13 protein-coding genes are annotated in these 20869 nt (G+C 75.5%); 6 read left to right on the top strand and 7 right to left on the bottom strand.

Annotated elements, in window-relative coordinates:
- Window positions 1–9 precede the first annotated feature (9 nt).
- From infB to ACH4PY_RS24305, 6 genes are all read left to right on the top strand, one after another.
- Window positions 10–3120: a translation initiation factor IF-2 gene (gene infB / locus ACH4PY_RS24330; protein ID WP_398186602.1), complete on the top strand. Its 3111-nt coding sequence runs from the start codon at window positions 10–12 to the stop codon at window positions 3118–3120.
- 76 nt (window positions 3121–3196) lie between these two features.
- On the top strand, window positions 3197–3490 hold the full coding sequence (locus ACH4PY_RS24325) for a DUF503 domain-containing protein (RefSeq protein ID WP_398186599.1): 294 nt from the start codon (window positions 3197–3199) through the stop codon (window positions 3488–3490).
- A gap of 105 nt (window positions 3491–3595) precedes the next feature.
- Window positions 3596–4129: a 30S ribosome-binding factor RbfA gene (gene rbfA / locus ACH4PY_RS24320; protein ID WP_398186597.1), complete on the top strand. Its 534-nt coding sequence runs from the start codon at window positions 3596–3598 to the stop codon at window positions 4127–4129.
- Window positions 4126–5028: a tRNA pseudouridine(55) synthase TruB gene (gene truB / locus ACH4PY_RS24315; protein ID WP_398186595.1), complete on the top strand. Its 903-nt coding sequence runs from the start codon at window positions 4126–4128 to the stop codon at window positions 5026–5028. The genes rbfA and truB overlap by 4 nt, the downstream gene beginning before the upstream one ends.
- Window positions 5029–5580: 552 nt before the next feature.
- Complete coding sequence (locus ACH4PY_RS24310; protein WP_398186592.1) at window positions 5581–9741, top strand: trypsin-like peptidase domain-containing protein; 4161 nt, start codon at window positions 5581–5583, stop codon at window positions 9739–9741.
- Window positions 9742–9906: 165 nt separating this feature from the next.
- A complete protein-coding gene (locus ACH4PY_RS24305; protein ID WP_398186589.1) occupies window positions 9907–10893 on the top strand; it encodes a bifunctional riboflavin kinase/FAD synthetase in 987 nt (328 codons plus the stop codon).
- Between the two features lie 18 nt (window positions 10894–10911).
- On the opposite strand, the gene ACH4PY_RS24300 is transcribed toward ACH4PY_RS24305, so the two are convergent.
- The 7 genes from ACH4PY_RS24300 to eccE form a co-directional block, all read right to left on the bottom strand.
- A complete protein-coding gene (locus ACH4PY_RS24300) occupies window positions 10912–11577 on the bottom strand; it encodes a response regulator (RefSeq protein ID WP_398187071.1) in 666 nt (221 codons plus the stop codon).
- Between the two features lie 71 nt (window positions 11578–11648).
- Complete coding sequence (locus ACH4PY_RS24295) at window positions 11649–13016, bottom strand: sensor histidine kinase (protein ID WP_398186586.1); 1368 nt, start codon at window positions 13014–13016, stop codon at window positions 11649–11651.
- A 10-nt stretch (window positions 13017–13026) separates the two neighbouring features.
- On the bottom strand, window positions 13027–13875 hold the full coding sequence (locus tag ACH4PY_RS24290; protein ID WP_398186583.1) for an ABC transporter permease: 849 nt from the start codon (window positions 13873–13875) through the stop codon (window positions 13027–13029).
- Window positions 13872–14801: an ATP-binding cassette domain-containing protein gene (locus tag ACH4PY_RS24285; RefSeq protein ID WP_398186581.1), complete on the bottom strand. Its 930-nt coding sequence runs from the start codon at window positions 14799–14801 to the stop codon at window positions 13872–13874. The genes ACH4PY_RS24290 and ACH4PY_RS24285 overlap by 4 nt, the downstream gene beginning before the upstream one ends.
- Before the next feature lie 270 nt (window positions 14802–15071).
- On the bottom strand, window positions 15072–18347 hold the full coding sequence (locus ACH4PY_RS24280; protein ID WP_398186578.1) for an SCO5717 family growth-regulating ATPase: 3276 nt from the start codon (window positions 18345–18347) through the stop codon (window positions 15072–15074).
- A gap of 365 nt (window positions 18348–18712) precedes the next feature.
- Entirely contained in the window at window positions 18713–19492 is a 780-nt protein-coding gene (locus tag ACH4PY_RS24275) for a hypothetical protein (protein ID WP_398186575.1), read from the bottom strand.
- Window positions 19489–20760: a type VII secretion protein EccE gene (eccE, locus tag ACH4PY_RS24270; RefSeq protein WP_398186573.1), complete on the bottom strand. Its 1272-nt coding sequence runs from the start codon at window positions 20758–20760 to the stop codon at window positions 19489–19491. The genes ACH4PY_RS24275 and eccE overlap by 4 nt, the downstream gene beginning before the upstream one ends.
- Window positions 20761–20869 lie beyond the last annotated feature (109 nt).

The raw sequence follows: 20869 nt of genomic DNA, 5'->3' as shown, positions 1-20869 counted from the left end.
AGGAGCGATGTGGCTAAGGTCCGGGTCTACGAACTCGCCAAAGAGATGGGAGTCGAGAGCAAGGTCGTCATGGCCAAGCTCCAGGAACTCGGCGAATTCGTCCGTTCGGCGTCCTCGACCATCGAGGCACCGGTCGTCCGTAAACTGACCGACGCTTTCCAGGGACCGGGCGGCGGCAACGCCGGCAAGTCCGCTGCGAAGCCCTCGGCGCCGCGCAAGAGCGCGCCCGCCAAGCCGGCTGCCCCCACCCCGGGTGCGCCGGCCCGTCCTGCTGCCCCGGCGCCCAAGCCGGCCGGCGGCTCCACCCCCGCGGCCCCCGCCGCGCCGGCCGGCGGCTCCGCGCCGTCCTCCGGCCCGCGGCCCGGCCCCGGTGCGCCCAAGCCCGGCCCCGCCGCGCCGAAGCCCAGCCCCGCCGCCCCTGTGCCGGCCGCTGAGTTCCAGGCGCCGCCCGCCGCGCCCCCGGCGAACCAGAACCAGAATCAGAACCAGCAGAGCCGTCCTGGCCCCACCCCCGGTCCGCGCCCGGCGCGTCCCGCACAGGGCGGCGGTCAGCGTGAGGGCGGCCAGCGTGACGGCCGTGACTCCGGCTCCCGTCCCGGCGGGCGTCCCGCGCCCGGTCAGGGCGGTGCCCCGCGTCCCGGCGCGCCGCGTCCCGCGGGCCCGCGTCCGGGCAACAACCCGTTCACGTCCGGCTCCACCGGCATGCCGCGCCCGGGTGGCGCGCCGCGTCCCGGCGGCGGCCAGGGCGGTGCCCCGCGCCCGGCAGGGCCCGGCGGCGGCGCCCCGCGTCCCGGCGGCGCTCCGCGTCCGGGTCCGGGCCAGGGTGCTCCGGGCGCCGGCGGTGCCCGTCCGAGTCCGGGCGGCATGCCCCGTCCGCAGGGCTCCGGCCCGCGCCCGAACCCGGGCATGATGCCGCAGCGTCCCGCCCCGTCCCCCGGCGGCCGTCCCGGCGGTCCCGGTGGCCGTCCCGGCGGTCCGGGCGGTCGTCCCGGCGGTCCGGGCGGTCGTCCCGGCGGCGGTGGCGGCGGCTTCGCCGGCCGTCCGGCCGGTCCCGGCAGCCGTCCCGGCGGTGGCGGCGGCGGCTTCGGCGGCCCGCGTCCCGGCGGCGGTGCCGGCGGTGGCGGTGGCGGCTTCGGTCCCCGTCCCGGCGGTTTCGGCGGTCGTCCCGGCGGCCCCGGCGGCCGTGGCGGCACACAGGGCGCGTTCGGGCGCGGCCCGGGCGGACGCCCGGCGCGCGGCCGTAAGAGCAAGCGCCAGCGGCGCCAGGAGTACGAGGCCATGCAGGCCCCGTCCGTGGGCGGCGTGCTGCTGCCCCGCGGCAACGGCCAGACCGTGCGCCTGTCGCGCGGTGCCTCGCTCACCGACTTCGCCGAGAAGATCAACGCCAACCCGGCGTCGCTCGTCCAGGTGATGCTCAACCTCGGTGAGATGGTCACGGCCACCCAGTCGGTCTCGGACTCCACCCTGGAGCTGCTGGCCGGCGAGATGAACTACGTGCTGGAGATCGTCAGCCCGGAGGAGGAGGACCGCGAGCTGCTCGAGTCCTTCTCCATCGAGTTCGGCGAGGACGAGGGCGGCGAGGAGATGCTCGTCTCCCGCCCGCCGGTGGTCACCGTCATGGGTCACGTCGACCACGGCAAGACCCGCCTGCTCGACGCGATCCGCAAGACCAACGTGGTCGCGGGCGAGGCCGGCGGCATCACCCAGCACATCGGTGCCTACCAGGTGGCCACCGACGTCAACGGCGAAGAGCGCGCGATCACCTTCATCGACACCCCGGGTCACGAGGCGTTCACCGCCATGCGTGCCCGTGGTGCGAAGTCCACCGACATCGCGATCCTGGTGGTCGCGGCCAACGACGGTGTGATGCCGCAGACGATCGAGGCGCTGAACCACGCCAAGGCGGCTGACGTGCCGATCGTGGTCGCGGTCAACAAGATCGACGTCGAGGGCGCCGACCCGACCAAGGTGCGCGGCCAGCTCACCGAGTTCGGTCTGGTGGCCGAGGAGTACGGCGGCGACACCATGTTCGTCGACATCTCCGCCAAGCAGGGTCTGAACATCGACAGCCTGCTGGAGGCCGTGATCCTCACCGCGGACGCCTCGCTCGACCTGCGGGCCAACCCGGAGCAGGACGCGCAGGGCATCGCGATCGAGGCCCACCTGGACAAGGGCCGCGGCGCCGTCGCGACCGTCCTGGTCCAGCGCGGCACGCTGCGGGTCGGCGACACGATGGTCGTGGGCGACGCCTACGGCCGGGTGCGCGCCATGCTCGACGACAAGGGCGAGAACGTGGACGAGGCGACTCCGTCGACCCCGGTCCTCGTCCTCGGTCTGACCAACGTGCCCGGCGCCGGCGACAACTTCCTGGTCGTCGACGAGGACCGCACCGCCCGGCAGATCGCCGAGAAGCGTGCGGCCCGCGAGCGCAACGTCCGCTTCGCCCGCAAGGGCGTGCGGTTCTCCCTGGAGAACCTGGACGAGGCCCTCAAGGCCGGTCTGGTGCAGGAACTCAACCTCATCATCAAGGGCGACGCGTCCGGTTCGGTCGAGGCCCTGGAGTCCTCGCTGCTCCAGCTCGACGTCGGCGAAGAGGTCGAGATCCGCGTGCTGCACCGCGGTGTGGGTGCGGTCACCGAGTCGGACATCGACCTGGCGACCGGCTCCGACGCCATCGTCATCGGCTTCAACGTCCGCGCGGCCGGCCGTGCCGCGCAGATGGCCGAACGCGAGGGCGTGGACGTCCGCTACTACTCGGTGATCTACCAGGCCATCGAGGAGATCGAGGCGGCCCTCAAGGGCATGCTCAAGCCGGAGTACGAGGAGGTCGAGCTCGGCACCGCGGAGATCCGCGAGGTCTTCCGCTCCTCCAAGCTCGGCAACATCGCCGGTGTGCTCGTGCGCTCCGGCGAGGTCAGGCGCAACACCAAGGCCCGACTGCTCCGCGACGGCAAGGTCATCGCCGAGAACCTCAACATCGAGGGCCTGCGCCGCTTCAAGGACGACGTCACCGAGATTCGTGAGGGTTACGAGGGCGGTATCAACCTCGGCAACTACAACGACATCAAGATCGACGACGTCATCGCGACGTACGAGATGCGCGAGAAGCCGCGCGGCTGACACGCGTCAGGGGCCGGGGTCCGTCGGCGGGGAAATCCCGTCGATGGCCCCGGCCGTCGCCTGTACCGTCGTATCCATGTATGCAGGCACATTGCGCTTCGACCTGCTCCTGGGTGACGTACGGTCCCTGAAGGAGAAGCGGTCGGTGGTCCGTCCGATCGTCGCCGAACTGCACCGCAAGTTCGGTGTGAGCGTGGCCGAGACCGGGGAGCAGGACCTCTACCGCAGGGCGGAGATAGGACTCGCGGTGGTGTCCGGGGACCTCGGGCACGTCAAGGACGTACTCGACTGGTGCGAACGCTGGATGTTCGACCGGCCCGAGGTGGACCTGCTGTCGACACGGCAGCGGATCCACGGCGACGACGACTGAGCGGGCGGGAGCCCGCCGCCCGGCCGGTGACGGCCCGGCGGCGGCCGCCCGCGCCGCCTCCCCGCCGCCGAGCACGACGAACCAGGACAGAGAGAGAAGAAGACGATGACCGACACCGCGCGGGCGCGCAAGCTGGCCGACCGCATCCGGGTCGTGGTCGCCGAGACCCTGCAGCGACGCATCAAGGACCCGCGGCTGGGCTACGTGACGATCACCGACACCCGGGTCACCGGCGACCTGCGGGAGGCGACGGTCTTCTACACGGTCTACGGCGACGACGAGGAGCGGGCGGCCTCCGCCGCGGCCCTGGAGAGCGCCAAGGGCGTGCTGCGGTCCGAGGTCGGACGGCAGACCGGGGTGCGCTTCACGCCCACCCTGGCCTTCGTGGCCGACGCCCTGCCGGACAACGCGCGCACCATCGACGACCTGCTCGCCAAGGCGCGGGCGGCCGACGAGGAGGTCCGCAAGACCGCCACGGACGCGCAGTACGCCGGGGACGCCGACCCGTACCGCAAGCCCGCGGACACCGATGCGGACCTCGACGACGCGGACCTCGACGACGCAGAAGAGGACGGGCCCGACGACGACTCGGCGGCTCCGCAGGACAAGGGCACCGAGGGCGGTACGTCGCAGGCATGACGCGTCCCACCGCCCCGTCCGGGCTCGTCGTCGTCGACAAGCCCGGCGGGCTCACCTCGCACGGCGTGGTCTCCCGCGTGCGCCGGTTCGCCGGCACCCGCCGGGTCGGCCACGCCGGCACGCTCGACCCCATGGCGACCGGTGTGCTGATCGTCGGCGTCGAGAAGGCCACCCGGCTGCTCGGCCACCTCGCGCTGACCGAGAAGGAGTACCGGGCCACCATCCGGCTCGGCCGGAACACCGTCACCGACGACGCGGAGGGCGAGGTCACCGACTCCGCGCCGCCCGCGGCCGTCGCCGCGGTCACCCGGGAGGCCCTCGACGCGGGCATCGCCGCGCTCACCGGGCCCATCCAGCAGGTGCCGTCGAAGGTCAGCGCGATCAAGGTCAACGGCGTCCGGTCCTACACCCGGGTCCGGGAGGGCGAGGAGTTCGAGCTCGCGGCCCGCCCGGTGACCGTGCACTCCTTCACCGTCCAGGACGTACGGCCCGGCGCGCCGGACGAGGGCGTCCTCGACCTGGACGTCACGGTGGTCTGCTCGTCCGGTACGTACATCCGCGCGCTGGCCCGCGACCTGGGAGCGGGTCTCGGCGTCGGCGGGCACCTCACGGCGCTGCGCCGTACGCGGGTCGGCCCCTACGACCTGACCGGCGCGCGCACCCTCGACGAGCTGGCCGACGACTTCGCCGTCCTCCCCCTGGAGGACGCAGCGGCCGCGGCCTTCCCCCGCTGGGACGTCGATCCCGACCAGGCGCAGCTCCTCTCCCACGGCGTCCGCATCGCCGTCCCCGACCTGCCTCCCGGCCCGACCGCCGCCTTCGCGCCCGACGGCCGCCTGCTGGCCCTCGTCGAACCCCACGAGGGCCAGGCCCGCATCCTCGCGGGCTTCCCCTCCTGAGGTTCCCTCCCCGGGCTGTCCCTTGCGGCTGTGCAGCCGCCGTCCGCGGGTGAGGGTCGCGCGCGCCGTTCCCCGCGCCCCTTTCGCCTCGGGCTGCCCCTTGCGGTGGTGCCGCGACCTTCCGCGGGTGGGGGCCTGTCGCGCCGTTCCCCGCGCCCCTTCGAGGCGCTGCCCCTGCGGAGGGCGTGACGCATCAGGGGCGCGGGGAACGGCGCGCGCAACCCCCACCGTGGTGAAGGTCCCTCGACGGCGAGTCGTGGCAGCCCTCGGGGAGGATGTCGACGGCGCGGGCCGAGCGCGTCGAAGGGGCGCGGGGAACTGCGCGCGCAACCCCCGCCGACGGACGGCCGCGGCACCGCCGCGAACGGCATCCCGGAGCGTCCGGCGGCGGAACGGGCAAGCGGCAGCCCCCCGAATGGCGGAGCGCGCGGCGCGAAACCGCGGCGCACAGGTGGCGTAACCCCCCTCGAAGTGTCGTCCGGCGACACATCGCGCCGTACCGTCGAAGCGGGACGAACGGGGCACGGCAGCACGGGGGGAGGCGACGTCCGGATGACAGTGACAGTGGCGGCAGCGAAGAACGGCGGACCGGACTCCGCCCTGATCCGTGTCTGCGACCTCGCGGGCCGCCCCCGCGGCACCGGTTTCCTCGCCGACGCCCACGGCACGATGGTGACCAGCCACGAGGCGGTCGACGGCCTCGCCCGCCTCGTCCTGCACGCCCCCGGCGGCCGGCTCTGCCTGGCGGAGTCCGCCGCGATCACCCCGCTGCCCGAGCAGGGCCTCGCGCTGGTGGCCACCGAGGGCCTGGGCGTGCCGCCGCTCCCCGTGGCGGTGGGCGGCCCCGCCCACCCCGAGCGGCGGATACGGGTCCGGCTGCCGCACCGCACGGACGGCGCGGTCATCGGCGCGGCCGCGGTGACCTACACCGCGACCGACCGCTTCCACCTGATCGAGAACGTCTACGAACTCGCCCTGGACGGCGCGGACATGTGCCGGGTCGCGCCGCAGGCCTCGGGCGCGCCGGTGATCGACGCGGCGACCGGCGCGGTGCTCGGCGTCGTCGCGACGGCGCTGCACACCGGCCACCGGGCGGCGGGCTTCGCGCTGCCGCTGCGCCGCGCGGGCGCCCCGCCCGCCCTCGCCGAGCTGCTGGACCGCAACGCCACGACCGTTCCCGGCTACGGTCCGCACCTCAACCTCGCCGGGGCCCTGCAGCTCACCGCGACCTCGGTCGGCACCGCGACCGGCCCGGGGGAGTGGCGCGAGCCCGTCGCGCGTCCCGACGTGGCCGTCGTGCTCCGGGAATTCCTCGCGCTCGGCGACGACGCCCCGCTGGTGCTGGGCCTGGTCGGCGAGCCGGGCAGCGGCCGCTCCACGGAGCTGGCCCGGCTCGCCGCCCGCCGGGCCCGCGGCCCGCTGCCCGCACCGACCGTGTGGCTGCGCGGCGCGGAACTGCGGCCCGCGGACGGCGGGGTGCGGGACGCGGTGGAGCGCTCGCTGCGCACCGCCGCCCGGATCGTCGGGGCCGGGGCGTCCGGCGAGCCGCCGTACGCCTCGCCGGACGCGGTCGCGGCGCTGGCCAGGGCCGCGGGCCGGCCGCTGCTGGTCCTGCTGGACGCGCCGGAGGAGATGCCGCCGGTCCTGGCGCACGCGCTCGCCGACTGGGCGGCGGGCACCGCGGACTGGCTGCGCGCGGGGAACGCGCGGCTGGTCGTCGCCTGCCGCCCGGAGTTCTGGGACCGCGCCGGGCGGCTGCTCCCGCCCGCGCTGCTGTACGGGCCGCCGGGCCCGCCGCACGCGCACGGCGCCCCCGCACTGCCCGCGTGCCTGCGGCTCGGCGACCTGGACGGCCCGCAGGCCGCGGCCGCGCGGCTGCGCTACGGCGTGCCCGAGGGCGCGCTGGGCGAGGCCGACGCGGCGCACCCGCTCACGCTGCGCCTGCTGTCCGAGGTGCGTGCCGCCCTGCCGGAGGACGCCGGCGGCAGCCCCTCACGGGCGGAGGTCTTCGCCGCGCACCTGGACCTGGTGTGCCTGCGCGTCGCGGTACGGCTCGCCGCCGCCGCCGAGCCCCCGGTGCGGGGCGGCGGGGTGCGACGGCTGGCCGCGCGGGTCGCCGGGCAGGTCCACGAGGCCGCCCGGCGCTGCCTCGGCCCCGGCCAGGGCGAACTGGACCGCGAGGCCTTCGAGGAGCTCTTCCCGTGGCGCACCGGCTGGGCCTCGGCCGTGCTGACCGAGGGCCTGCTCGTGCCCGCGGGCGCGGGCTACCGCTTCGCCCACGAGGAGGCCGCCGACTGGCTCCAGGCCCTGCACCTGGACCTGGACGCGGCCCTGCACGCCCTGGTGCACCGCTGGTTCGCGCTTCCCCCCGCGGCCGCCGCCGAAGCACCGGTCCGGCTGCCGTCCCGTCCGGCGGCCCGCGCGGGGCAGCTGCCGCCGGTGCCGCCCGCCCCGCCGGTCGCGCCGCCGTCGGCGCCCCGCTCCCTGCCCGTCCCGCGGCACCGTGCGGGCCCTGTGGTGCAGGGGCTGCTGGCGGCTCCGCCGGAAGCGCTCCGCCGGCATCTGACCGGCCTGCTCCGCGCACTGGACCGGCGGACCCCGCCACCCACCCGCTGCGCGCCGCGCAAGCCCGCGCCGCCACCTCCTCCCGCCCCCGGACTCGATCTGGACCTGTACGCGGACACCGTCCCCGACCCGCGCTCGCCGCACCCCGTCCTTCCCGCGGCCCCCGCGCCCCCTGCGGCCTCCTCCGCCCCCGGAATCCCCGTGCCTCCGGCCGGTCTGCCCGGATGGCTGGCCCGGGGCATCGAGGAACGCCCGCCGACCCGTCCGGGACGGCGCTCGCCGCGCGGTGGCCGCACCCAGGAGCCGCCGCCCTGGCCCGGCTGGGGCGCGACGGGCGGCCCGGCGGGAGGGGTGTGGGAGCTGCCGCACGGCGGACCTGCCGCGTCCGCGGCGGGCGCTACGGCCCTCCCGGCCGGTGGCGGTACGACCCGCAGCGGGTCGGGCACGGCGGCCTGGCGGCCCGCAGGCCGCGGAGGACCGGGAGCCCGCCCGACCGCCGGGTCCGCGCAGGCGTGGCGGCAGGACGGCGAGCCGGGCGGGTGGCCGGAGGAGGTGGCTCCCGCCGGGCGGGTGGCCGCGCCGGGCCCCGCCGAACGGCAGGACGACGCCCTGTGGTGGGCGGCGCATCTGCTGCGCGAGGTGCTGCTGCGGCTGCCGGACGCCGCGGTGTGCCTCGGCGTCCTGCGCGACCTGGCCGCGCGCGTCGCGGTCCGCGCCGTCGAGCGCGGCGGCTTCACCCCGGAGGGCATGGGCGCCCTCGGCGACTTCGGGCCGTGGTTCTGGCGCCGGGTACGGCTGCCGCTCGCCGAGCGCCTCGACCTGCTGCGCCTGCTGCTCCCCGCGGACGGGCCGCCGGGTGGCCCGCCCGGCGGTTCGTCGGGTGGCTTCCCGGGTGGCCGGGCCGGTGGCGGCGCTTCCGGTGGCCCGGACCGCGCCGACCGCTTCCTGACCGCCGTGGCCGGCCTGCTGTGCGCGGCGCCCGCCGCGGTGCTGCCCGTCGTGTGCGGCTGGTTCGACGACGACCGCCCGCTCCAGGCGTCGCCGGGCATGCCGGGGCCGCGGCTGACCGTGGCATCGGCCGCTCAGGCCCTGCTGCACACCCACCGGGGGCTCGCCGTCGACGATCTGACCGAGGCCCTGGTCGCCGCCGCACACCCGTGTGCGGACGAGCTGCTCGCCGCGCTCGCCGAGGACGAGCCCTCGGCGGTGTGCCGCGCCGTGGACCGCTGGGCGCACGATCCGCGCCCCGTACGCCACGCGGCGGCGGCCGCGTACGGGCCCCGCACCGCGCTCGCCGTCCGCTCCGGCGCCGACCGGGAACTGCTGCGCTACGCCGCGCTCGCCCTCCTGTCCCGGCCCGGCGACGCCTCGCTGCACGGCGCCGCGCTGGGCATGCTGGTCCGGGACCCGGCCACCCGCGGCCGCCATCTGCCCGCCGCGCTCGACCGCTTCGCCGCCGCCGACCCGCGGCTGCCCGCCGCCGCACTGGCCGCCGCCCTGCCGACCCACCCCGAGCCCGTACTCGCCGCCTTCCGGACCCGGCTGCGGGCCGCGTCGCCCGGCCGTGACGAGGCGGACCTCCTCGCGGAGCTGGCCGCCGTGACCGAACCGGCGCTCGCACGCCGGACGGCCGCGCTGGTCCAGGACCACCTGCGGTACCGCCCCTCGGGCGCGGCGGGGGCCGCCCGCTTCCTGGACGTGCGGCTCGAACAGGGCCCCGGCGTCCGGTCGGTCGTGCTGCCGCTGACCACCGCGCTGCTGCGGGACCACCCCGCCCCCGTCCGCGGCGCCCTGGTGGCCGTCCTGGCCGCGCCGGGGAGCCATCTGTCCCGCCCGCTGCGGCAGGAACTGCTGGACGTCGCGCTGGAGACCGAACGTGACCCCGACGTGCTCGACGCGCTCCTCACCGCCGCGGCGGACGGCGCGGGCCGCAGGCCACCGCCGCTCACCCACGACCTGGTCCGCCGGGTCGCGCTGCTGCTCGGCCGCACCCCGGAGGGCGCCGCGCGCTTCGACAGCCGCGTCGTCGAACTGGCCGCCACGACCCCCGATTTCGCGCGGCTCCTGCTGACCTGGCTGACGGACACGGCCGTCTGGGACCCGCTGCTCGGCCCCAGCGCCCGCCGCCGCCTCGCCCGCACCCCGTGACCCGCGGGCGGCGGACGGCCCTCCTGCGCCGGGCCGCCGGGCGGATGTGCGCCGAATCGCGGGCCGCCGTCCAGGGGGGACGCGCGCCTGCGGGCACCGGCATGGCAGTCTTGGCCTTGCAGAAAAGTGAGAGTCAGTGATTCAGCGAGGAAGCGGAGCGTCAAGGTGCAGCGCTGGCGGGGATTGGACGACGTTCCCGGTGACTGGGGGCGCTGCGTCGTCACCATCGGTTCCTACGACGGAGTCCACCGCGGCCATCAGCTGATCATGGGCCGTGCGGTGCAGCGGGCGCGCGAGCTGGGGCTTCCCTCGGTGGTCGTGACCTTCGACCCGCACCCGAGCGAGGTCGTCCGGCCGGGCAGCCACCCGCCGCTGCTCTCCGCGCACCACCACCGCGCCGAGCTGGTCGCCGCCCTGGGCGTGGACGCCCTGCTGATCCTCCCCTTCACCAGCGAGTTCTCCCAGCTGTCGCCGAGCGACTTCATCCGCACGGTCCTGGTGGACGGCCTGCACGCCCGCCATGTCGTGGAGGGCCCCAACTTCCGCTTCGGCCACAAGGCGGCCGGTGACGTGGAGTTCCTCTCCGCACTGGGCCTCAAGTACGACTACGAGCTGGAGGTCGTCGACCTGTTCGTGCGCGGCGAGGCCGGCGGCGGCGAACCCTTCTCCTCGTCCCTCACCCGGCGGCTCATCGGCGCGGGCGACGTCGAGGGCGCCGCGGAGGTGCTGGGACGCCCGCACCGCGTGGAGGGCGTCGTCGTCCGGGGCGCGCAGCGCGGCCGCGACCTCGGCTACCCGACGGCCAACGTCGAGACGCTGCCGCACACCGCGATTCCCGCCGACGGCGTCTACGCGGGCTGGTTGCGGGTCGGCGACGAGGCCATGCCCGCCGCGATCTCGGTCGGCACCAACCCGACCTTCGACGGCACCGCCCGGACCGTCGAGGCCTACGCCATCGACCGCGTCGACCTGGACCTCTACGGGCTGCACGTCGCCGTCGACTTCCTCACCTACCTGCGGGGCATGGAGAAGTTCGACACGATCGAGGCGCTGCTGGAACGTATGGCGGACGACGTGAAGCGGGCCCGCGATCTCGTCACCGCCGCCGACCAGGCCGGGGACCCCGCCGCGCAGGGCCCTCTCCCCGCCTGACGGGACCGTGCCCGCGGCTCAGGCCGGGTGGACCAGCCGCGACTCGTACGCGAAGACCACCGCCTGGACCCGGTCACGCAGCTCCAGCTTGACCAGGATCCGGCTGAAGTGCGTCTTCACCGTGGCCTCCGCCAGATGCAGCGACGCCGCGATCTCGGTGTTGGACAGGCCCCGGCCGACCTCCACCAGCACCTCGCGCTCCCGGGCCGTGAGCCGCGACAGCCGCTCGGCGCTCTCCAGCCCCTCCGCTCCGCCCGCCGCGGGCAGCTGGTGGGCGAAGTGCTCCAGCAGCCGCCGGGTGATCCGCGGTGCCACCACCGCGTCACCCGCGGCCACCGAGCGGATCGCGGTCAGCAGCTCCTCGGGCAGCGCGTTCTTCAGCAGGAAGCCGGACGCTCCCGCGCGCAGCCCGGCGAACGCGTACTCGTCCAGGTCGAAGGTCGTCAGGATCAGCACCCGCGACTGCGGGCAGCTCTCGACGATCCTCGCCGTCGCCTCGATCCCGTCCGTACCCGGCATCCGCACGTCCATCAGCACCACGTCCGGACGCAACTGCCGCGCCATCCGCACCGCCTGCGCCCCGTCGCCGGCCTCGCCCACCGCGGCCATGTCGGCCTGCGCGTCGAGCACCATGGTGAAGGCCATGCGCAGCAACGGCTCGTCGTCCACCAGCAGCACCCGGATCGCCGGAGCCGCCTGTACCGTCGCGGGGGAAGCCGTCCCCTGCCGAGCGGTCGCCGGTGCTGATTCTGCGGTCACAACTCCTCCGGATTCGTCAGGGTGAGAACGGCGGCCACCTGCCAGCCACCGCCGGGCAGCGGCCCAGCCGTGAGTCGCCCGCCGTACGCCGCAGCACGCTCCCGCATTCCGTGCAGCCCGTGCCCCGCGGGCCGCCCCGGGTCGGGTACGGGCCCCGCGCCCGCGCCGTCGTCGGTCACCGTCACGGTCACCTCCTCCGGAGTGCAGCCGATCCGCACATCCGCCCGGGTCTTCGCGGGGGCGTGCTTGAGCGTATTGGTCAGTGCCTCCTGCACCAGCCGGTAGACCGTCAGCTGAGCCGCCGCCGGAACCGGTGCCGGATCACCCGTCACACTCAGCCGGGTCGGCAGCCCCGCCGCCCGCACCTGCTCCACCAGTGCCGGGAGCCGGCCGATACCCGGCATCGGGTGCCGCAGCGCGTCGGGCTCGTCGGCTCGCAGCACTCCGAGGAAGCGCCGCATGTCCGTGATCGCCTGCCGTCCGGTCGCCGACACCTGCCGCATCGCGGCCGTCGCCCGCTCCGGCGACTGCTGCTGCGCGAAGGCCGCACCGTCCGCGAGCGCCACCATGACCGACAGGTTGTGGGTCACGATGTCGTGCATCTCCCGGGCGATCCGGGCCCGCTCCCCGGCCACGGCCAGCTGCGCCTGCTGGTCCCGCTCCCGCTCCAGCCGCACCGCCCGGTCCTCCAGCGCCGCCAGCCGGTCCCGCCTGCTGCGCATGTTCAGCCCGAGCACCATCGCTGCGGTGGCCATCGCCGACAGCGACACGAACGTCCCCGTGCCTCGGTCGTGCACCGACCACCGCAGGGTGGCCAGCAGGATGCCGAGCTCCAGCAGGCCGAAGGCCAGCAGCGTACGGCGCCGGGTGCTGTAGGCGGCCACCGCGTAGAGGGCCAGCAGCAGTGTGATGTCGGTCGGGATCCGCACATCGCACGCCCACTGGACGAAGGCCGCTCCCGCGATGCAGCAGAACACCGTCATCGGAGCGCGCCGCCGCCGGACCAGCGGCAGTACCAGGGCGGCATGCAACGGCAGGAGCAGCGCCGGCCGGTCGCCGATGGGTACGCGCAGCGCCGCCACCGTCGCCATGAACAGCCCCGTCGCCAGTACCGCGTCCACCGCCGTGGGCGACAACCGCAGCCACGTTCCGACCCACGCGTAACCCTCCCGGGCCACCCGCTCCGCCCGCACCCTCGCCCGTCCCACGGCCTCCTCGCCCCGCCACCACAGCCGCACCGAGACCGCGGGCGAACCGCCGTCCGGCGACAGCGTCCCCGGCAACCCCGGCCCCCGTACCGCCGCGCCCGGCCCCTCCGCCCTCCCCGGCGTCGTACCGCCGGGAAGCTGTGGTGCCACCGTCACGGCGCCGCCCTCATACGTCGCGTCGCCGCAACAGCACCGCGGCAGCCGCGAGCGCCATCAGCGCGTACAGGCAGAACACCGCGAATCCCGTCCACGGCGCCAGCGTATGCGCCTCACGGTGCAGGGTGAGAACGGACTGGCCCGCGTTGCTCGGTAGCCATTGGTCGATGTGGTTGGCCCACGAGGTGGGAAGCGCCTCCGCGAGGACCGGCACCACCAGCAGCAGGCCGAACACCGTGGCTATGCCGCCCGCCGTGTTCCTGATGAGAGCGCCTATCGCCAGCCCGAGCAGCCCCACGACGGTCAGATACAGCCCGACGCCCATCACCTGGCGCAGCTCCCCGGGGGCGCCCAACGACGTCTGCACATGCTGGGAGGACAGCAGGGCCTGCCCGACCGCGAAGGCGAGGAACGCGCCCGCCGTCATCAGCCCCCACACGACCACCGCGTAGAGCGCGGCCTTCGCCCACAGCACGGGCAGTCGGCGCGGCACCGCCGTGAGAGACGCCCGGATCGTTCCCGTCGCGTACTCCCCGCTGACCATCAGCACCCCCAACACGCCCACCGCGAGCTGTGCCAGGAAGAACCCGCGCAGGCTGGTGATGCCGGGCTCGAAGCTCGCCCGTTCCCGTGCGCTCATGTGATCCCAGTGGCCCGCGGTGAAGGCCGCGAACAGCGCACCGAGCCCGACGAGCGCCACCACGGCGGCTATCAGGGTGAAGAACGTGGAGCGAAGACTGCGCATCTTGATCCACTCGGAGTGCAGCACCCGAAGCTGGGTCACTTCGCCGCGTTCGCCGGTCGTCAGGACCGGGGGAGGGAAGCCGCCCGTCACGGCCGTGCCCGTCGTCGTACTCATGCCGGCTGTCCTTCCCGCTCGTGTGCGGGGCCGGCCTGGTACTCGACCGCCCCCCGCGTCATCTCCATGAAGGCGTCCTCCAAAGACGCCTGCCGAGGTGTCAGTTCGGCCAGGGCGATCCCAGCGTCCGCCGCCGTGCGGCCGATCCGGTCGCTGCTCAGACCTGTGACCTCCAGGACGTCGCGCTCGGTGGAGCTCACCGATATGTCCGGTCCCGCGAGCAGGCCTCGCAGCCGCGCCGCCTCGTCCGTCCGTACCCGTACGGTGCCGCCCGCTGCCGTGACGAACTCCGCCACCGACACGTCGGCCATCAGCCGGCCCCGGCCGATCACGATCAGATGCTCCGCCGTCAGCGCCATCTCCGACATCAGATGCGAGGACAGCAGGACCGTCCGGCCTTCTGCGGCAAGCCCCTTGAGCAGGTTGCGGATCCACAGAATCCCCTCGGGATCCAGGCCGTTCACCGGCTCGTCCAGCACCAGCGTCGCCGGATCACCGAGCAGCGCGCTGGCGATACCGAGCCGCTGGCCCATGCCCAGGGAGAATCCGCCCGCCCGCTCGCGCGCGACGTCGCGCAGGCCGACGATGTCGACCACCTCGTCCACCCTGCGACGGGAGATTCCGGTCGTCGCGGCGAGCGCCAGCAGGTGGTTGTACGCGCTGCGACCGGTGTGGACCGCGCGCGCCTCCAGCATCGCGCCGACCTCGTGCAGCGGTGCCCGGTGCTCCGCGTACCGCTTGCCGTTGACCGTCGCCCATCCCGAACTCGGCGCGTCGAGCCCGAGGATCATGCGCATCGTGGTCGACTTGCCCGCACCGTTCGGCCCGAGGAAACCCGTCACGGCACCCGGGCGGACGGTGAAGCTGAGGTCGGACACGGCGGTGCGCTCACCGTAGCGTTTGGTCAGTGCGTGGGCCTCGATCATGACTGGTCCTCGTGAGGTGCGCGGTACGGACGATCAGGATGTCCCTATCGTCCGTTCTCGCCGACCCCGTCCGCGACGGACCACGGGCGGATTCTTCCCCCGCGCCACTGCATCCCCGGGGGGACCCGGCGTACGACCGCCGGGGTATTCCGACCCCGAGAACCCGTACACGCCAAGGGCCGTCGCCGTGGGTGTCCACGGCGACGGCCCGATGACCGCGTGAGCTGCGCGCAGCCGCCCGGCACGCTCCGGCCGGGCGGCCCGCGGCCGTTACTGCTGCGGGGGAGGCGGCGGCGGGTAGCCGTACCCCTGCTCGGCGCCCTGCTGCGGCGCCGGCCAGCCCTGCTGCGGCTGGGGTGCCTGCGGCTGAGGCGACTGCGGCTGGAACGGCGCGGCCGGCGGCTGGCCCGCGGGACCGGGCGGCGGATACCCCTGCGGAGCCTGCGCCGGAGCCCCGTACTGCGCGGGCGGGAACTGACCGGGCGGCATCGGGGGCTGGCCGTACGGCTGCTGCGGCTGCGCGGGCGGGACGGGCTGACCCGGTTGAGCCGGCTGTGCGGGCTGACCCGGTTGACCCGGCGGCGGGTAGCCGGCCGGCGCTCCGGCGTAGGGGGCGGCCCCGTACTGCCCGGGCATCGGCGGCGCGAGCTGCGGCGGCTGGCTCTGGCCGTCACCCGTCCACAGCCCCTGCGCCTGCTGTGCCCGGGCGAAGTCCTCGGCGACCATCGCCGAGAGGTGGAAGTAGGCCTCCCGGGTCTTGGGCCGCATCATGTCCAGGTCCACCTCGGCACCGGCCGCCAGGTGTTCGTCGAACGGCACCACCTGCACACCGCGGCAGCGGGTCCGGAAGTGCGCCACGATGTCCTCGACCTTGATCATCTTGCCGGTCTCGCGCACCCCCGAGATCACCGTGATGCTGCGCGCCACCAGGTCGGCGTAGCCGTGCGCCGACAGCCAGTCCAGCGTCGTGCTGGCACTCGAGGCACCGTCGACCGACGGCGTCGACACGATGATCAGCTGGTCGGCCAGGTCGAGCACCCCACGCATGGCGCTGTAGAGCAGGCCGGTGCCCGAGTCGGTGAGGATCACCGGATACTGCCGGCCCAGCACGTCGATCGCCCGGCGGTAGTCCTCGTCGCTGAAGGCCGTCGACACCGCCGGATCCACGTCGTTGGCGATGATCTCCAGCCCGGAGGGCGCCTGCGAGGTGAAGCGGCGGATGTCCATGTAGCTGTTGAGATACGGGATCGCCTGCACCAGGTCGCGGATCGTCGCGCCGGTCTCCCGGCGCACGCGGCGGCCGAGCGTGCCTGCGTCCGGGTTCGCGTCGATCGCCAGGATCTTGTCCTGCCGCTCGCTCGCGAGCGTCGCCCCGAGCGCCGTCGTGGTCGTCGTCTTCCCGACGCCGCCCTTGAGGCTGATCACGGCTATCCGGTAGCACGACAGCACCGGGGTGCGGATCAGCTCCAGCTTGCGCTGCCGCTCCGCCTCCTCCTTCTTGCCGCCGAGCTTGAAACGGCTCGGCTGCGCGTTGGCCCCGGGCTTCCGCGGCTTGGGCTGGTTGCGCAGCAGGCGGTCGGACGACAGCTCGACGGCCGCCGTATAGCCCAGCGGGGCCCCGCCCTGCGCGGTGCGCTGCCGCTGATCCGGCGTCACCGTCGGCCAGCCGCCGGACCGCGGGTCCACCGGACCTGCGGGAGGAGGAGCGGGCTGCTGCGCCTGAGGCTGGCCGAAGGCGTGCGCCTGTGCCTGCCCCGCGGGGTCGTTCTGCTGCCGCGGATCCGGTACGGGAGCGGGCACGGGGCCCGGTGCCGGGATCTGGCCCTGCGGCGGCACAGGTCCCGGCGCCGGGAACTGTCCGGGGACCTGCCCCGGGACGGCCGCCGGCCCCTGTGGCGCGGCATAAGGAGCCGGGAGGTTCTGCGCGGGAGGCTGCTGCGGGAATCCGTAACCGCCCTGCGCGGGCAGCGGAGGCAGCGGTCCCGCCGCCTCCGGCTCGGCCGCCGCGCCCTGCGCGTGCGCCGGGTGCTGGGCCGGCGGGAAGCCGTAACCGCCCTGCGGCGGCACCACCGGTCCGGCGTCCACGGGCGCTGGCTGCTGCGGCAGCCCGGTCGGCACCACGCCCTGACCCTGCGGGGCGGGCGGGAAGCCGTAGCCGCTCTGGGGGCCGGACTGCGCCGGAGCGGGCAGGTGCGGGGCCTGCTGCGGAAAGCCGTAGCCGCTCTGCGGGGCGGGCTCGACCACGGCGGGGGCCGGGGCGGGCTCGGGAGCGGGCGGAGCCGGGGCGGGCGCGGGCGTGGGCAGGTTCTGTGCGGGCTGCGGGAAGCCGTAACCGCTCTGTGCCTCGGGCTGGGCCGGGGCGGGCGGCACGGGTGCGGGGTAGCCCTGACCCGGGTACGGGACGGGGGCCGCGGGCCCCGGCGCGGGGTAGGCGGCAGGCTCCTGCGGCGGCGGGTAGGCGGCGGCCGGCCCCTGCGGCGGGGGATACGCGGCGGCGGGTCCCTGCGGCGGTGCAGTCTGCGGGGGCGCACCCTGCGGGGGTGTGCTCGGCGGCGGTGCGCTCTGTGCCACAGGCGGGGCGGCGGGCTCCGGGAAGGCCTGCGAGGACTCCGGCGTAGGCGGCTGCGGCTCCGCACGTTCGAAGTGCGGCGGCAGCGGCGGCATCGCACTCTGCGGACCGGGCGGGGCCCAGGGCGCGGGTTCCGCCACAGGCGGCTGGGGCAGCGGAGTCCAGACGGGCACATGAGGTCGCGCGTCCTCCGGCTCGGGTGCGGCGGCGGGCGGCGCCGGGGCCTCCCGTCGGGCGTCCTCGGGCTCGGGCGCGGGCTCGGCCGCGGGCGGCTCGGGCACGGCGTCCTCCGGCTCTCCCGTCGGGCGCGGCGGCCCGAGTGGACCCGCCTGCCCCACGTCCTCGATCCGCACCCCGGCACGCTCCTCGATCTCCTGGCGCAGGGCCGCCGCGGAGAACCGCACGGTGGCGCGGCCCCCCGGCTCCTCCGGCTCTGCTTCCTCCCCCTGCCCCTGCGCCGTGAACGGCGCGGGCGCTGCCTCTTCTTCCGCTTCCGGCGCGGTCTCCACAGCGGGTTCCGCTTCCGCCCGGTCGGGCGCGGTCACCTGCACCGAGACCACCGACGTGACCGGGATCCCGGACCAGACCGGCTGCTCGGCCGGGTCGGTGGACACGGCCGGCAGCGGTACGGCGGTGGCCGACCAGGATCCGGCGCCGGCCAACGCGGTGGGACCCGAGGCGGATTCCTGCGGAGCGCGCGGCGGCAGCGGTTCCCAGACCGGCACCCGCGGGGCCTCTTCCACCGCGGATGGGCCGGATTCCGGTACCGCGGCCTCGGGGCCGGGCGACGCCGGGGCCGCGGGCGTGACGGGCCCGGCCTCCTCCGGCTCCTCCTCGTCCGCGCCCCCGCTGCCGTTCTGCATGTACCAGGCCGGCGGGGTGAAATCGAAGCGGTATTCGCCCGTCACGTCGCCTTCGGCCGGTGCGTCGACAGGGGCGGCCCCGCCCGCGCGGTTGTCGTCCCGATCGCTGTTCACTGTGCCTCCCGGTCTGCGTCGGGGAGTTGCCCCGTAGCTCTCCCCGCCCCGTACGCCGCAGGGCGAGGCCCTCCGCCGCTTCCTGCCGCTCTCGACGGACAGCCTAATCGCCGGGGTACGTCCGTTGTCAGGCCGTCTTGTTCCGGCTTCCGCTCGTCCCCGCAGGAGGGCCCGGTGGCAGGCGGGCGGACGCTGCGGGGATCCGTCGGCGCCTGCGCCGAGTGTTTCCCTCGCTCGGTATATACCCGCACCGCGGGGGACATTGCCGCGTTCTCCGGGGCCCGTTCGCCGCCACCGTGGGAGACCGTGGTGCGGGGGCGTGCGGTTCCGCCTCGGGGCGTGTTCCCCGGCGGAGGGGGGCTCGTTCAGTCGATACGCCGGGCCTCGCCCAGCAGCTGCGACTCGTCGGGGGCCGGCGCCAGTCGCGCGAACCGCCGGTGACGCGCGGTGCACCACAGCACGGCGTCGTCGTCGAGACCGGGAAGTGCTGCTGTCTGCTGCGGGTCCAACCGCAGCGTGCCGGCCAGGACTTCCGCTTCCTGTGGCGAGACCCGCTGGACGCCCACCAGTTCCGCCTCGGCCGCCAGTTCTCCCGCCTGCGGGCCGAGGAACGGTAGCAGGGTCAGCGCTGCCTGCCAGGGCGCCCGCGCGAGCGTGCTCGGCGGTGGCTGCGCCCCGCAGTCCCGGACGACGAGGACAGGGCTCCGCAACCCCGGCTCCCGGTGCGGGACTTCCTCCACGCCGTACACCGTGAGGCGCCACCGCCCCGCCGCGGCCCCTGACGCCAGGGGCGCCCAGAGCCGCGGGCGGGCCGACTCCACGGAGACCTCCGCCCCCGCCTCGACGGCGCGGACGGCAAGCAGTTGCGCCGTCCACACGCTGCCGATCACCACGGCGTCCAGCGGGGTGGGCCGGAAAAGGCCGAGGACCACGGGGTCGCCCGCAGTGTCCGTCCCGGCCAGGACGCCGTCGTCACCGAGCGGCAGCGACAGGCCCGTCAGCTGGGACCTCGACCAGGTCTCGGCAGCGCGCCGCGGACCGGGCAGGCCGAGGCCCGGCCGCGCCGTGCGGAGGGCCGACGCCCCTTCCGAGGCGGCCGACCGCGGATCGCCCGCTGTCCGGCCTGTCCGTCCCGGGGCCGTCACCGGGTGCCGCCCAGGGGCATCGTGGCCAGCAGGCCCGGAACCTGCTCGTGGTCCAGCCGTGCGGGCTCCACCCCGTGCCGATCCGCCGTGCTCTCCAACGCATCGCAGGCCGCCATGAGTTCGGCGTCGGTATCCGTCGTGAGCCGCAGAAATCCGCAGACCGTCCGCGCGCCTCCCGGCCCGCGGGCCAGTGCCAGCGCGAAGGTGCACGCCGTTGCCGGCACCGATGTGAGAGCGGTGACCGCCCGTGTGGCGGCGGGCGCGTTGCCCAGCGCGTACGTGGTGTGCCGGCGGCCGTCGCAATGCCACGCGCGGCTTTGCTCCGTCCCTCTGCGACTTCCCGTGCCCGAGGGGGCTGCCTCCGCCGCACCGAGGCATGCCGAGGCGGCGAGCGCCGCGATCAGCTCCTCCTCGTCCAGCACCGCCGTGTCGAAGCCCTCGCCCACCAGACGGCTCGCCAGATGGTCCGCCGCCCGCAGCACGGCGCGCTGGGCGCCGCCCACCCCGCCGCCCCGGGCCAGAACCGCTGCCGGGCACAGGTGCGGATCCAGTTTCAACGCCACCCAGGTGACGCGGGTGGCGCGTATTCCATGGTGCGGCAGGCCGGCATCCGGCGACGGTGCCCGCGGTGCCGGACGCGGGGCCGGAACCGCGCGTACCTGCCGGACCACCTGCACCGACGCCAGTCGCACATCCTCGACCTCCAAGGCGTCGAGGAGCGGCCCCAACGGCAACGGCCGTGCGGCGCGCAGGAGCGCGTCGTCCGCCCGCACCACCAGCACCGCCGTCAGGAACGTACCGTCGCCCACCATCCCGACGCGGCGCCCGCTGCGTCCGGCGAAGGCGTACGTCCGCAGCGCGGGTGCGCAAGCGCCGAGCGGTGCCAGCGCCAGGCCGAGCAACCCCACCGGGTCCGTCGCCGCCTGCCGCTGCCTCCGGCGCATCGCCAGCACGGCGACCGACCGCTCGGGCAACGGCAGACCCCGGTGGTGCACGGTCGCCGCGGCCACCAGAACCGCGGCCACCGCTACCGCCGACGTCAGACCGAGCAGACCCGGCGCCGTCCTCCCGGCGACCGCGCCGACCAGGACCAGGGCCACTGCAACCTCCAGCAGCACAAGGCGCCACAGCCCCGGCACGCCGGTCCGCCCGGCGCGCGGCTTCGGACGCGCGGGAGGCGCCGCGGTCGCCTCGCCGCCACGACGCGATGCCGTACCCGTAAGCATGCCCAACACCCCCTTTCCCGCCGCACCCTGACTTTCCCTCACGGTAGCGGCACCCTCTGACATTCGGCACATCCGGCATAGTGAGGGTGGATCCCGCCCATAGGGCGACGCGTGCCGGATCCGTCGCAGCGGACACCACCCCGGAGGAAGA

The sequence above is a fragment of the Streptomyces sp. NPDC021224 genome, assembly GCF_044332905.1.
Lineage (GTDB): Bacteria > Actinomycetota > Actinomycetes > Streptomycetales > Streptomycetaceae > Actinacidiphila.
This window is presented reverse-complemented; position numbering and strand designations above follow the sequence as displayed.

Excerpts from the sequence above, each read along its gene's own strand:
- ACH4PY_RS24285 (WP_398186581.1), bottom strand. The coding sequence starts at position 14,801 with ATGATCGAGGCCCACGCACTGACCAAACGCTACGGTGAGCGCACCGCC.
- ACH4PY_RS24325 (WP_398186599.1), top strand. The coding sequence starts at position 3,197 with ATGTATGCAGGCACATTGCGCTTCGACCTGCTCCTGGGTGACGTACGG.
- rbfA (WP_398186597.1), top strand. The coding sequence starts at position 3,596 with ATGACCGACACCGCGCGGGCGCGCAAGCTGGCCGACCGCATCCGGGTC.
- ACH4PY_RS24310 (WP_398186592.1), top strand. The coding sequence starts at position 5,581 with ATGACAGTGACAGTGGCGGCAGCGAAGAACGGCGGACCGGACTCCGCC.
- ACH4PY_RS24290 (WP_398186583.1), bottom strand. The coding sequence starts at position 13,875 with ATGAGTACGACGACGGGCACGGCCGTGACGGGCGGCTTCCCTCCCCCG.
- truB (WP_398186595.1), top strand. The coding sequence starts at position 4,126 with ATGACGCGTCCCACCGCCCCGTCCGGGCTCGTCGTCGTCGACAAGCCC.